The following is a 12,738-nucleotide window of genomic DNA, read 5'->3' on the forward strand; positions in this document are numbered from 1 at the left end:
CATCATGCGGACGGCGCCCAGCAATCGCCATGGCCAGCGGCTGCGAAAACGTTACGGCAGGCTGCGCAGCCACCTCTTCACCTTCCTCGATTATCCCGAGGTCGGCGCCGACAACAACGGCTCGGAGTGCGAACTGCGTCCCACCGCGACCTACCGCAAGGTCACCGGCGGCTTCCGCTCCAAGCGGGGCGCTGACTTCTTCGCCGCGCTCCGCTCCATCATCGGAACCGCCGCCCGGCGCGGCATCGACGCCTACCAGGCCATCAAGATGGTTGTACAGGGAAACTCCGTGCTCGCTCCCACCTGAACACAGCGGGGGGAGATGAGCAAATACAATTGCAATTGTTGCAATTCTATGCAAGATTGTTGTTCAATGCAAGCTGTCGACATCTTTTGGCACGTTGCCGAGGCCGGAACACGCTGCCAGCCAAGCTTGGGTATAGTCCTCGCCCTCAGGTCTCCCCTCATATTAAGTTTGAAAATTCAGTGTGTTGGCTCGGACAAGCTGAAACGAAAAGACAGATATGTTGACGCGTTGCAGGGCACGGCGCGATGTAGACGCCTGTTGTTGCTTGGGCTGACAAGCAACGAAGCTGGGCTGACCAAGCACAGTTGGCCGTGTCTAATTTGGCTCGCAACAAAAAATGAGGGGAGACCTGAGGTCCTCGCCTTCATGTCCTTTTACGAGATCGCAGAGATCCGTCGCGGCCTCGTGGATGTCCGTCAGGCGGCCGCGGACATCCCGGACCATCAGAACACCCGCGCCATGTCACACTCCGCCGCGGCCGCGGCCCGTGGTGTCAAGGCCGCTCTCTCTCCGGGATCCACGGTCCGTCCAAGCGCCGCTTCCAGGTCGTCCTTGATATGGACGAGATCGAAGGCCGACGGCTTGGCATCGGGCACGAACGCGATTGCAAGGTCCACATCGCTGTCAGGCCCCGCATCGCCGCGGGCAACGGAACCGAAGACCCGGCGTGACGCGATGCCGCGCTCGCGCAGGGGCGCTTCCATCACACGCAGGCGTCCAGGCACGTCGGCAAGCCGGGGCGGCTGCCGCTCGGCTTCTTCCAGGAACTGCCGGATCAGGCCGCCGACGAGATCCTGAACCGGTTGCCCCCGTTGGGCCGCTACCGCCTTGATCCGGTTCCGGACGTCTTCCGGCAGCCTGACCGAAAGGAACGCCGTCCACTCCATTGCCACACCGCTCTTGTGCGCATGGTGCGTGATGCACCTTGGAGGGGAAGGCGCACAGTGTCGAGGCTGGCAAATCCGGCAGTTACCACTTCCCGGTGGACCGCCCTGTGCGGCAGGCTCAAGCCGGCCGTCCGGATGGAAAGGCACCAAATGAGCATACCGCGGACAGGCTGAAGCCGCGCGAGGCCAGACGACGGCCTGCATCGTTCACGTTCGCGGCGATGGTCAGCGCGGGCGGTATTGCAACTCGGGTGGCTACGACGTCTCGTCCCAGTGCTCCGGGGTCAGGCCATTGGGCAGCAGATGCTGGCCCGGTGCGGCATTTTGCGGCGGCGATAGGTCCTCCGAATCGAAGGCGGCACAACCGGCCAGCGACGCGGCGGCCAGGATCAGCAATACCGACGCGCGGAACAGCCGTGACATCGTCTCATTCTCCTCGTGCAGCCCAGACCCGGGCCAAGCTTGGTCTGCCGTAACGGATCTGCCGGACGGCGGCAACCCGCGGCGTGACGCTGCAACCAAACTGTCACAGGAAGCGCGGATTGCCGCAGGCGGGACCGCTACGACGTCTCGCCCCAGGGCTCCGGCGTCAGGCCGTTGGGCAGCAGGTGCGGGCCTGGAACGGCGTTCTGCTGCGACGGACCGTAGCTGGCGCAACCGGCCAGCGACGCGGCAGCCAGTATCAGCAGCAACGAAACGCGGAAGATCCGTGCCATTATCCAAACCTCCTCACGCAGGTCGACCCGGGCGAAGCTGGGTCTTGCGTGATGGTTCGGCCGGGCCGCTGCAAACTGTCATAATGGTGTCACATTCGCTCCGGCACAAGGCGCGGGTCTTGCCGCCTTTGCCGCCCGGGCGGATGATCCGGCCAAACGTCCAGAGGGAAAGGCCACGTCAATGAGCGTCCTGCGCGGCAACAACGGCCCCCGCTATCGCCACGTCGCGGACGATACCGCGGCATATGAAACCATCACCATCGACAAGTTGACGCCGATCATCGGGGCGGAGATCGGCGGGGTGGATTTGTCGCGGCCGCTGGCGAACCACCAGATGCAGGAAATCCATCGCGCCCTGGCCGAGAATCTTGTGATCTTCTTCCGCGACCAGACGCTGACGCCGGAGCAGCACCTGGCGTTCGGCCGCGCCTTCGGCAAGCTGCACATCCATCCCGCCGCGCCGAGCGCGCCCGGCCATCCCGAACTGATGATCATCCGCGCCGACAAGGACAGCCCGCGCGCCAACGGCGAAGGCTGGCACAGCGACGTTTCCTGCGATCCCGAGCCGCCGATGGGCAGCATCCTGTATATCAAACAGTGCCCGCCGCGCGGCGGCGACACGCTGTTCGCCAGCATGTACGCGGCGTATCAGGCGCTGTCGGACCGCATGAAGGTTTATCTGGATGGGCTTGTCGCGGTGCACGACGGCGAGGAATCCTATCGCGGCACCTATGCCAGCCTCGGCGTCGCGGACAAGCCGGTATATCCGCGCGCGGAACATCCGGTGATCCGCATCCATCCGGTGACCGGACGTAAGGCGCTGTACGTCAACCGCGGATTCACCAAGCGGATCCTTGGGGTTCCGCGTGACGAGAGCGCGGCGATCCTGGCGTATCTGTGCGACCTCGCCGAGGATCCGCTGTTCCAGTGCCGCTTCCGCTGGCGGGAGAACTCGGTGGCGTTCTGGGATAACCGCTGCGTGCAGCATCGCGCGATGTGGGATTACTGGCCGCACACGCGCTCGGGCTTCCGGGTGACGGTGGCGGGCGACCGGCCGGTCTAGCGGCGCGGGTCGGCTGTTGCGACTCCGTCACGGCCGGGCGTGCCAGGATCAAAAGAAACGATCGAGCCAGTCCAGCAGTTCGCCCGGCGTCTCCTCCGGAATGTAGTGGCCTGACTGCACGGAGCCACCGGTCACGTCCGCGGCGCAGTAGTCCCGCCAGATCGCCAGGGCGTCGTACCAGGCGCCGATCTTGCCCTTCTCGCCCCAAAGCACCAGCATCGGGCACTGGATTTTGATTCCCGCCGCGCGGCTGGCGCGGTCATGCGCCAGGTCCAGGGTGGCAGCGGCCCGGTAGTCCTCGCACAGGCCGCGCACCATCTCCGGCTGCCGCACGGCGGCGAAATAATCCGCCAGCGCGTCGGGATGGAACAGCGCCGGCAGCGACGGGTCGCGGGCGGTGTGCTGGCGCCACCAGTCCTCGGGCGCGCGGTTGATCAGCCATTCCGGGAACGGATGCGGCTGCGCGAACCAGAACCAGTGATAGTAGCCCAGGCCGAATGCCATGTCGGCGCGCTCGAAGTGCTCCAGCGTCGGGATGATGTCCAGCACGGCGAGTTTCCGCACCCGCCGCGGGTTGTCCAGCGCCAACCGGTGCGCCACCCGCGCGCCGCGGTCGTGGCCGGCGAGGAAGAACTGATCGAAGCCGAAATGGTCCATCACCGCCGTCATGTCCTTCGCCATCTCGGTCTTGGCGTACGGCGCGTGATCGGACGTCGCCGGCGGCTTCAACGAGAAGCCGTAGCCGCGCAGGTCCGGGCAGATCACGGTGAAGCGCTGCGCCAGCTTCGGCGCCACCAGGTGCCACATGGCGTGGGTCTGCGGGTTGCCGTGCAGCAGCAGCAGCGGCGGGCCGGAGCCGCCGTGGCGCAGCCGGATCGTGCCGCCCGGCACCGGCACATGAGCCATGGTGAAGCCGTTGAAGAACATCGCTGCCTCCTCTGCACGGCAGAAGGAAACTCGTTCCCCGGACGATTTGCAAGCCACCGCCGCGGCGGTGGCGGCACGTCCTCGCCACGGCCGTGATCGTTAGTTCCGGCAAACGACGTCACGCCTGCGGGCGGCGATGGCGAACGGGTCTTCCGCCGCGCCGGGTTCATGCGCCCGGGTTGCCGTGACGCCTGGCGGCCGCCCGCTCAGTCCTTCTCCGCCGAGCCGGGCACGGCCTGCGCCGCTGCCTGGAAGCCGATCTTCGAATGGGTACCGTCGCAGAACGGTTTCTTTGTCGATGCGCCGCAGCGGCAGAGCACCACCCTGGCCTGGGTCGGCAGGGCGTTCCCGTTGGTGTCATGCAATTCGATCGGGCCGTTGATGATATACGGTCCGTTCGGCCTTACCTCGATCGTTACGTCGGCCATGGACAATTCTCCTCGGTTCAGGCTTGCCTGCAACAAGCGACGACGCTCTGGCCTGCGTGGGACATTGTCAACTCAAGTTCACTCGCCACAGGCCGGGACCGGCCCGCGCCGGAAGGAACGGGCGCGGCCGGCATATTGTCGCTAAGTAACGGAAATCCGGCGGCCGGCGCCTGCTCGTTCCGGGTTGCTTTGACACTGTCGTCGTCGCCCGGCACAGTGCAGCCGATCAGGAGGAATCTGCCATGAGCGGAATTTCGGTCACGCCTCAGCCTTTCGCCCTGGCGGGGCCGCCTCCCGCGCAGGCGGAGCTTCTGTGGCAATGGCGCTATACGGGAACCGGCATCGCCGCGTGCGGAACCCTGACCACCACCGCCACGACGAACGCCGACGGCAACTACCTGATTTCCGGCATCACCGGCTCGCGCAACGGTGAAGCCATCGCCGGGCTGGAGCCGGCCGGCGACGCCATCCCGGGGAACTCGGGCTACCCGGTCGACAACCTGATCAGCCGCGGCGGGCAACTGACCGTCGCCGGCTTCGGCTATGCAACCGCAGCCGGAAACTACGCAAATCCCTACTACGCGAACTACCTGAGGCCCGCGGTCGACCAGGAGGTGTTCACCCAGCCGGCATCCTCGGGATTCTCCGAGGTGCCGATCGCGTTCCGGGCCGAGCGGGTCCCCGGCGTCACGGTCGCGACCGCCGCACCGGGCGTTCCGGGCGATATGCTGAGCCTGCATGTGATCCAGGCGCCGCGGAGCGGAACCCTGTCGCTGTACGGAATGACTGTGCAGTACGTGCCGGGCACCCGGGCACATTCGCAATTGGAAACGTTCAGCTTCGATCTGCAAGATCGGCACGGCAAAGCTACCCCGGTCGTCACCGTCATCGCCGCGGGCGACGGATCGCGGACGGTGACGGGAGCCGCGTCCGGCCATACCAACGTCTCGCTCGGCAACGGCAACGATGTCGTTACGCTCGCAGGCAGTGACAATGCCGTGACCCTCGGCAGCGGCTTCGACGTCGTCAACGGCGGCCGGGACGACGCCATCAACCTTGCAGGCAACGCCACGCTGGCCATCCACGGCACCGACGAGATGGTGTTCGCGGGAAAAGGCAATGTCACCATCAAGGATTTTTCCACCGGGCTGCGGCTTGACATCGGGCCGGCATCCGGACACGACGTGATGACGGGTTTTCTGTCCGACCCGTCGGCGGTGATCGGTCTTGCTGGCGGCGTGGGTGAATACACGGATACCGCCGCGGTGTTGTCCGCTTTGAAGGATGACGGTCACAGCGGAACCCTGTTGCCGCTTGGCGGCAACGGCTGGCTTGACCTCGTTGGGGTTGCACCGTCGCAGCTCCACGATGCGAATTTTCAAATCGGCTGACGATCGCTCCGCGCGTCGGCATGCCGGAGCCGGAGGGCGGGATTTTGCTTTTTCTTTGGTGAGAGATCGACTGATCCCGCCAGCCGCGTCAAATGACGGAGTACCTCTGGTCGCCTGAAGCCGCAGGACCTTAACTGAAAGAGCCACCACCAACCGGGGGAGCAGAGAATGACCGATAGTCAATGGGAACTGCCGGGCGTTTTGCTGATGTCGAGTATCGTTTATTTTGCTCTATGGCATTTCCTGTCCCAATTGCTGGGCTGACAGCGAGGCTTCGGCGTGGCGGGACCCAGCCTGTTGCGCCTCCCGCCTGCGGAATTCCTCAATCGTCACCGGCGGCACGCTGCTGCTCGGCCATGTCCTCGCCCGGGATGTTGATGCCGCCGCCGCGCCGGGCCGCCAGCGCGCCCGGGGTCGCGTCGCTCGCCACCACCGTGCGTCCATACGCCGCGATCGGCGGAATCGCATCGCGCTCCAGCGGGCGCATCCACTGCTTTCGCCGCAGCGCCGCCTCGACATACGGCGCCAGTTCCGCCTGCTTGCGGGCGTCGCGCGCGGCCTGATCGGCCTTCAGCACCGGCATCACCTCGGCGGCAAACAGTTCCAGAGATGCAATAATATCGGCGTGGGTATTGCGCCCGGCCTGCTGCACGAAGATCACCTGGTCAACGCCGGCGTCCTGGTATTGCCGCAGCCGATCAATCAGTTGCGCGGGCGTGCCGATGCCGTTGCCGACGGCGGGGGGCAGGCGGTCGCGCGCGCGCTCGAACCGTTCCCACACGTTGGTCACGCCCGGGGTGTGCTCGCCATAGACGTAATGATGGCCCAGCGCGTAGCCGAAGAACTGGAAGCCGTCCTGGCCGCGCCGGATCGCCTCGGCCTCGTCATGGTGCACGGAAAACCCTGTCGCCATCGCGATATTCGCGTTCACCGCGTGGCCGAGCGGCACGCAGGCGTCCGATTTGATGATGTCGTAGTAGTCGCCGGCCCATTTCGCCGCCTCGGCCGGATCGACGAAGGCGAAGGCCAGCGCGCCGACGCCGTTGCGGGCGGCGACGTGGATCGTCTCGCGGTTCGAGCAGGCGAGCCACAGCGGCGGGTGCGGCTTCTGCACCGGCTTGGGGATGACGTTGCGCGCGGGCATTGAAAAGAAGTCGCCCTTGAAACCGGGATAGGGCGACATCGCCATCATGTTGGCGGTCTGCTCGGTCGCCTCGGCCCACATCAGCTTCTTGTGCTCGGGATTGACGTTGAAGCCTTCAAGTTCCGCGCGCGAGGCCGACGACCCGGTGCCCCACTCGCAGCGGCCGGAGGACACAAGGTCCAGCATGGCGATCCGTTCCGCCACGCGTGCGGGCGGATTGTACGGGGGCGGCGACAGCACGACGGCGTGGCCGACGTGAATCCGCTTCGTGCGCGCCGCCGCCGCGGCCAGGAACACCTCGGGCGCGGAGTTGTGCGCATACTCCTCCAGGAAATGGTGTTCATTCGCCCAGACGCAGTCGAAGCCCAGCCGATCGGCTGCCTCCACCTCGGCCAGGGCGTCCTGCACCAGGCGGTGCTCGGACTCCGCGCTCCACGGGCGTGGCAGTTGCAGTTCGTAGATCAGGCCGAATCTCATGCGTTCATCTCCTGCGCCTGTGCCTCTACCGACCAGTAGCGGAAGCCGATCGGCCGGTAAAGCAACGCTGGCGTGTCTTCGCTTAAGCCGGCGGACGCGACACCAGCACCGGCTTCTCAACGTAACGATCCGGGAACAGCCGCTGCAGCGCGCGCAGCTTCGGCAGGTCGTTCCAGGCGATATAAGGATTGTCCGGGTGGTGGAACAGATAGTCCTGATGATACGCCTCGGCCGGATAGAAGCCGTTCAGCGCGCTGACCTGCGTCGCAATCGGCCGGCTGAAGGCATGCGCCTGGTCCAGCTGCGCGATATAGGCGCGCGCCACCTGCGCCTGTTCCGGCGACGTTGCAAAAATCTCCGAGCGGTACTGCGTGCCCACGTCCGGCCCCTGGCGGTTCACCTCGGTCGGGTCCAGCACGACCGAGAAGTAGATGCGCAGGATCTCGCCATAGGAAATCCGCGCCGGATCATAGGTGACGCGCACGGACTCGGCGTGGCCCGTGGTGCCGGTGCTGACCGTCTCATAATCCGCGGTCGCCTTCGCGCCGCCGGCATAGCCGGAGACGGCGTCCTCCACGCCGCGGACGTGCTGGAACACGCCCTGCACGCCCCAGAAGCAGCCACCCGCCAGCACCACGCTCTGCAGCCCATGCGGCTGGGCCGCGTGCAGGGCCGGGGGCGGCAGCAGCCGCGGCTGTTCCTCGGCGCGGGACACGGACAGCGGTAGCAGGCCGATCGCCAGAGCCGCGGCGCCGCTGGCCAGCAGGCAGGACCGTAACAAGGTATTGCGCATGGGTGGGAATCTCCGGTCTGAAGGATCAGGCGACAGCGGGGCGGAACGTCAGCACGGCGCCGTTCATGCAATAGCGCAGCCCGGTCGGCTGCGGCCCGTCGTCGAACACGTGGCCGAGGTGGCCGCCGCAGCGGTGGCAATGCACTTCGGTCCGCAGCATCATCAGGCTGCGATCCGCCGACGTGTCCACGGCGCCATTCAGCGGCTGCCAGAAGCTCGGCCATCCGGTGCCGCTGTCATACTTGGTGTCGGATGAAAACAGCGGGTTGGCGCAGCCCGCGCAGTCATAGCGGCCGTGCCGCGTTTCATGGTCGAGCGGGCTGGAGAACGGCGGTTCGGTCGCCTGCTGGCGCAGGATGGCATACTGTATCGGCGTCAGCAGGCGGCGCCATTCGGCGTCGGTCCTCACGATCGCGAAATGCTCCGCCGCGCGCGCCCGGCCGCCGCGGAGTGCGCCCAGCAGCGCCATCAGGGAACCGCCGGCCAGCAGACCTCTGCGCGTTGTCATGTGTTGTCCTCCATATGGTTCGGCGGGGATGCCGCCGAGGGTTACATGGGCTTTCGTGCCGTATCGGCAATATCACCCCAGCCGGGCGGCGCCAATGATCCGCCCGTCCGGCGCCGCCAGCAGCACCGCGAACCGCTCGCCCGCTGGCACCGGCCGCTGCAGCCGCAGTGTCCCGCCGGTCCACTGTCCGACCGCCTGGATCGAGCGCACGATATTCGATTCCAGCAGGCGCCGCCCGCTGTTCTCGCCACGGCCGATCGGCGTGTCGTGCTGGGGGTCGAAGCCGATCAGCAGGATGGTGGCGGAGCCGGTGCCGGCGCCGACGTCGATCGCCAGGGTGTCGCCGTGGCGGTCGAGGCGCAGCGGCGCGGCGGTGGCCTGACCCGCCTCGGCCTGCCGGATGGCCGCCGCCGCCGCGGCGCGGTCGGAGCCGACGACGCTGTAGGTGCCGTCCACAACCATCTGCGGCGTATAGACCGTGTGATCCGCGAGACGCGCGGCGTAGGCGCGCTGCCGCTCGGTGGCCGCGGGGAAGGAGTATGGGTCGTGCCAGCCCAGGCCGTTCCAGTAGGTGACGTGGAACGCCAGCGGCAGCACGTCGGGCCGCGTCCGCGCCAGTTCCGTCAGCAACGTGTCGGCGGGTGGGCAGGAGGAGCAGCCTTGCGAGGTGAACAGCTCGACCACGACCGGCCGGGACGGCGCTACCGCCGGGCGCTGCGCGGCGGCGTGCGCCACCGGCGCCAGGGCGAGGCTCAGGACGAGATGGATCAGGCGCGGGCGCATTGGGATTTTCCATTCGGTTTCATTGGTAGCTTTCGCATGGTGGCCGGGACAGGCCCGGTACGTATCAGGACAGGCGGACTGGCGGAGCAAGGTCGTCGCCCTCTCGTCATGGCCGGAACATGCCGCATGTGTATCAGGATAAGTGAACTTCCGGCGCAAGGGCTTCTCCCTCACCGTCACGGCCGGGCGTGTCCCGGCCATCCACCCCCCACCGTCGCAGCGCGGATGGCCGGGACACGCCCGGCCATGACGGTGAGGCAACGGACCGGGCCGCCCGCCTAGTGGCCCATGTTGTCGTGGCCCATGTTGTCGTGGCCCATGTTGTCGTGGCCCATCGCCGTGCCGCCGGTCTTGCCGGTGTTGTGCGCCATGCCCGACATCGCCCCGGTTTCGTGCGCCATGCCGTGCGACATGGCCGAACCCTGGTGCGGCGCCATGGCGCCGGACTCCATGCCCTTGCCGTTGCTCATCTGATCGGCGGCGAAAGCGGCGGGGGCACCGAGGGCGAAAGCCAGGGCCGCCGCGGCGACGGAAAAAGCACGAATGCGCATAGATCGTTTCTCCACAGGTTCGGACGCGACGGCCCATGCCGCCCGTCATCCCCCTGTTCGCTGCAACCGCCGCCGCGGTTACACCCCTGCCGCCCGCAACGCCCGGCCGCTCAGCAGGCGGTTGGCCAGCACCACCAGGGTCACGGCAACGGCATGCACCACAAGATCGGTGGCGGCGGCATCATACGGGTGGAAGAAATTCAGCAGCGTGGCGGCGGCCGCGGCGGCGGCCAGGCCGCCGGTCACCGCCGTCAGGTTCGGCCGCAGCGGGTAGCCGCGCCGCAGCATCGCCACCAACAGGATCGACAGCGGCACCGAGACGCCGACGATGAAGACCAGGCAATCCCGCGCTTCACCCATACTGGCCGCATGGGTCCCCGGCACCAGCCAGGTGCGCAGGCAGCCCAGGCCGCTGGCGCCGATCCACAGCAGCAGGCCGGGCAGGGGCAGCAGCGCCCAGGTTGGCCGGCGGTCGGGCAGGCTGGTCTGGAAGGCGGCGACGGCGGCCAGGATCGCGGTCAGGATCGAGCCCGCCACCGCCAGTCCCATGTCCGGCGCGGCCGTCAGCCGGCGCACCATGGCGCCGACATCGGCGAAGCCGGCCAGCGCCGCCGCCAGCGCCGCCACGGCGCCGAGCCACAGCAGCGCGCGCAGCCACGGCGAGGCCAGCCGCCGCACCGGCCGCAGGTCGCGGGCCAGGGCCTGGATCAGCGCGTCGGGCGAGGCGGCATGGTCAGGCACCGGTGCCTCCCAATCGCTCGCGCAGCGTCTTCAGGGCGCGGTGCAGGTTCACCTTCAGCGCGCCCGTGCTGCGCCCGGTGACGGCGGCGGCCTCCGCCAGCGAGCGCTCCCGCAGGGCCAGTTCCTCGATCGCCTGGCGCTGTCCGTCCGGCAGCGCCGCCACGGCCGCGCGCAGGTCGTCCGCGCCGTCGGCCCGCTCCAGGGCCTGGGCCGCGGTGGTGGCGGGGTCGGGGTGGGTTTCATAGGCAAGCGGGGCGTGCACCTCCCGCACCGCCTGCCGGCCGTGTGCCCGCAGCGCGTCGATCGCCCGGCGCTGCGCGATGGCCCGCAGCCAGGGCAGGAAGGGCCGGGCCGGATCGTAGGTGTGCCGGACACGATGCACGGTAAGGAGTACGTCCTGGATCACGTCGTCAACCCGGTCCGCCGGCACGCCTCGGCCGCGCGCCATCGACCCGACCAGCGGCAGGCAAAGGCGCAGCAGGCGCTGGTAGGCAGCGGCATCGCCGTCCTGCGCCGCCGCCATCAGGGCCGCGAGCCGCGCCTCGGACTCCGCTGCTCCGCCGCCCGGCCTTGCGTCTGCCGCCATCCGCCTCCCCCTGGCACGGAGGCGGACGATAGCGCATCCCGGCGTCGGGCGGCACCCCGCCGCAGCGGTTATGATCCGCTGAACCAGTTGTAGCCCTGGTCCTCCCAGTAGCCGCCGGGGTAGTCGTTGGTGACGGTGATCGCGGCGATATACTTCGGGTTCTTGAACCCCAGCTTGGTCGGCACCCGCAGCTTCAGCGGCGCGCCGTATTTCGGCGGCAGCGGCGAGTCGCCGTAGTCCAGCGCCAGGATGGTCTGCGGGTGCAGCGCGGTCGCCATGTCGATGCTGGTGTGGTAGTCGTCGAAGCAGTGGAAATCGACATAGCGCGCCCGGGTGTCGGCGCCGATGCGCTGCAGGAACATGCGGAACGGCACGCCGCTCCACTGGCCGATGGCGCTCCAGCCCTCGACGCAGACGTGCCGGGTGATCTGGCTTGCCTGCGGCAGGGTGCGAAGCTGCGCCAGCGACCACGGGCGCTTGTCGGCGACCAGGCCGGACAGGCGCAGCCGCCAGGCGTCGGCGTCCACGGTGCGGACTTCGGATTCCGGGTAGTAGGCGTTGAACGGGAACGGCTTTGTGATCGCGCTGGCCTTGTAGGTCGGCGCCAGCTTGTTCGGGTCGAACAGCGCCGCCTGCACCCGGTCATTCCAGCGCGACATCGCCCACAGCACGCGGTCCACGGCGTCGCCCTGGGACAGGTCGCAGCCGGTCAGCAGCGTCAGCGCGCCGAGCGACAGGCCCTGGCGCAGGAACAGGCGGCGCTCGACCCGGGCGAGCGCGGGCTTGTGGTCCGCCAGGCGAGGGAACAGGCGGCTCATGGGCGGACTCCAATGCCATGCGCAAGCGGCGCGGCGCGGCCGGTGATCATGGACAGCAGCGTCCGGGGCACCAAAGCGACCAGGACGAGGTGGACGACGACGAAGCCGACGATGCCGGACATGGCCAGGAAGTGCACCACCCGCGCCGTGTCGTAGCCGCCGAGCAGGGCGGTCAGCGGCGCGAACTGCACCGGCTTCCAGATCGACAGGCCGGACAGCACCGCGGCGGCGCCGAGCAGCAGCACGACGACATACAGTAGCTTCTGCACCGCGTTGTAGCGGCCGGCGTCATGATGCAGCCGGAACGCCAGCGCGGCGGTGAAGTCCCGCCAGACCTGGCGCGGCGTCAGCGGCAGCAGCGTGCGGCGCAGGTAGCCCGTGGCCAGGCCGTAGACCAGGTAGAACAGCCCGTTGGCCACCAGCAGCCACATCGCCGCGAAGTGCCAGGCGATGCCGCCGGCGAGCCAGCCACCGAGCGTGGCCCACGGCGGGAAGGTAAAGGGGAAAATCGGCGAGGCATTGTAGATCTGCCATCCGCTGAGGATCATGCAGGTCATGGCGAAGGCGTTCACCCAGTGGGCGATGCGCACCGGCAGCGGCCGGCGGTTGGTGGCGCGT

17 protein-coding genes are annotated in these 12,738 nt (G+C 67.9%); 3 read left to right on the forward strand and 14 right to left on the reverse strand.

From position 1 onward, the window contains the following. On the forward strand, positions 1 to 307 hold a 307-nt coding region (locus tag CCS01_RS36025), incomplete at its 5' end, for an IS66 family transposase (protein ID WP_146101646.1). Positions 308 to 750: 443 nt separating this feature from the next. Here the strand turns inward: CCS01_RS36025 and CCS01_RS35075 are convergent. The 3 genes from CCS01_RS35075 to CCS01_RS33585 all read right to left on the reverse strand — a co-directional run bounded on the left by CCS01_RS35075 (position 751) and on the right by CCS01_RS33585 (position 1,910). Beyond that, entirely contained in the window at positions 751 to 1,194 is a 444-nt protein-coding gene (locus tag CCS01_RS35075; RefSeq protein WP_239992084.1) for a nucleotidyltransferase domain-containing protein, read from the reverse strand. A 255-nt stretch (positions 1,195 to 1,449) separates the two neighbouring features. Beyond that, on the reverse strand, positions 1,450 to 1,617 hold the full coding sequence (locus CCS01_RS33580; RefSeq protein WP_158258318.1) for a hypothetical protein: 168 nt from the start codon (positions 1,615 to 1,617) through the stop codon (positions 1,450 to 1,452). Between the two features lie 137 nt (positions 1,618 to 1,754). After that, on the reverse strand, positions 1,755 to 1,910 hold the full coding sequence (locus tag CCS01_RS33585) for a hypothetical protein (RefSeq protein ID WP_158258319.1): 156 nt from the start codon (positions 1,908 to 1,910) through the stop codon (positions 1,755 to 1,757). A gap of 181 nt (positions 1,911 to 2,091) precedes the next feature. Here CCS01_RS33585 and CCS01_RS09685 point away from each other — a divergent pair, with 181 nt between their 5' ends. After that, entirely contained in the window at positions 2,092 to 2,973 is an 882-nt protein-coding gene (locus CCS01_RS09685) for a TauD/TfdA dioxygenase family protein (protein WP_104518625.1), read from the forward strand. Positions 2,974 to 3,021: 48 nt separating this feature from the next. Here CCS01_RS09685 and CCS01_RS09690 read toward each other — a convergent pair whose 3' ends face one another. Together CCS01_RS09690 and CCS01_RS09695 are read right to left on the reverse strand one after the other, a co-directional pair. Next, a complete protein-coding gene (locus CCS01_RS09690; protein WP_104518626.1) occupies positions 3,022 to 3,900 on the reverse strand; it encodes an alpha/beta fold hydrolase in 879 nt (292 codons plus the stop codon). 206 nt (positions 3,901 to 4,106) lie between these two features. After that, positions 4,107 to 4,328 carry a CDGSH iron-sulfur domain-containing protein gene (locus tag CCS01_RS09695; protein ID WP_104518627.1) on the reverse strand — a complete coding sequence of 74 codons (222 nt, stop codon included), beginning with the start codon at positions 4,326 to 4,328 and terminating at the stop codon, positions 4,107 to 4,109. A 242-nt stretch (positions 4,329 to 4,570) separates the two neighbouring features. Between CCS01_RS09695 and CCS01_RS09700 the strand changes: the two genes are divergently transcribed. Beyond that, positions 4,571 to 5,719, forward strand: a complete 1,149-nt coding sequence (locus CCS01_RS09700; RefSeq protein WP_104518628.1) for a hypothetical protein — start codon at positions 4,571 to 4,573, stop codon at positions 5,717 to 5,719. A gap of 322 nt (positions 5,720 to 6,041) precedes the next feature. Here the strand turns inward: CCS01_RS09700 and CCS01_RS09705 are convergent, their stop codons facing one another. The 9 genes from CCS01_RS09705 to CCS01_RS09745 all read right to left on the reverse strand — a co-directional run bounded on the left by CCS01_RS09705 (position 6,042) and on the right by CCS01_RS09745 (position 12,716). Continuing rightward, positions 6,042 to 7,340 carry an LLM class flavin-dependent oxidoreductase gene (locus CCS01_RS09705; RefSeq protein WP_104518629.1) on the reverse strand — a complete coding sequence of 433 codons (1,299 nt, stop codon included), beginning with the start codon at positions 7,338 to 7,340 and terminating at the stop codon, positions 6,042 to 6,044. Between the two features lie 82 nt (positions 7,341 to 7,422). Then, positions 7,423 to 8,133, reverse strand: coding sequence for a peptide-methionine (S)-S-oxide reductase MsrA (msrA, locus tag CCS01_RS09710; RefSeq protein WP_104518630.1), 711 nt, complete (start codon positions 8,131 to 8,133; stop codon positions 7,423 to 7,425). Between the two features lie 25 nt (positions 8,134 to 8,158). Continuing rightward, complete coding sequence (msrB, locus tag CCS01_RS09715) at positions 8,159 to 8,641, reverse strand: peptide-methionine (R)-S-oxide reductase MsrB (protein ID WP_104518631.1); 483 nt, start codon at positions 8,639 to 8,641, stop codon at positions 8,159 to 8,161. Positions 8,642 to 8,713: 72 nt separating this feature from the next. After that, the gene (locus CCS01_RS09720) at positions 8,714 to 9,424 is read right to left on the reverse strand and encodes a DUF1223 domain-containing protein (RefSeq protein WP_104518632.1); all 711 of its coding nucleotides are present in this window, start codon (positions 9,422 to 9,424) and stop codon (positions 8,714 to 8,716) included. A gap of 278 nt (positions 9,425 to 9,702) precedes the next feature. Further along, the gene (locus CCS01_RS09725) at positions 9,703 to 9,975 is read right to left on the reverse strand and encodes a hypothetical protein (protein ID WP_104518633.1); all 273 of its coding nucleotides are present in this window, start codon (positions 9,973 to 9,975) and stop codon (positions 9,703 to 9,705) included. Positions 9,976 to 10,053: 78 nt separating this feature from the next. Next, positions 10,054 to 10,716: an NrsF family protein gene (locus CCS01_RS09730; protein WP_104518634.1), complete on the reverse strand. Its 663-nt coding sequence runs from the start codon at positions 10,714 to 10,716 to the stop codon at positions 10,054 to 10,056. Further along, the gene (locus CCS01_RS09735) at positions 10,709 to 11,302 is read right to left on the reverse strand and encodes an RNA polymerase sigma factor (protein WP_104518635.1); all 594 of its coding nucleotides are present in this window, start codon (positions 11,300 to 11,302) and stop codon (positions 10,709 to 10,711) included. Before CCS01_RS09735 ends, CCS01_RS09730 begins: the two co-directional genes overlap by 8 nt. 68 nt (positions 11,303 to 11,370) lie before the next feature. Beyond that, a complete protein-coding gene (locus CCS01_RS09740; protein WP_104518636.1) occupies positions 11,371 to 12,120 on the reverse strand; it encodes a molybdopterin-dependent oxidoreductase in 750 nt (249 codons plus the stop codon). Next, the gene (locus tag CCS01_RS09745) at positions 12,117 to 12,716 is read right to left on the reverse strand and encodes a cytochrome b/b6 domain-containing protein (protein ID WP_239992085.1); all 600 of its coding nucleotides are present in this window, start codon (positions 12,714 to 12,716) and stop codon (positions 12,117 to 12,119) included. The genes CCS01_RS09740 and CCS01_RS09745 overlap by 4 nt, the downstream gene beginning before the upstream one ends. Positions 12,717 to 12,738 lie beyond the last annotated feature (22 nt).

Origin of the sequence: Rhodopila globiformis, from assembly GCF_002937115.1 — a bacterium.
GTDB classification, from domain to species: domain Bacteria; phylum Pseudomonadota; class Alphaproteobacteria; order Acetobacterales; family Acetobacteraceae; genus Rhodopila; species Rhodopila globiformis.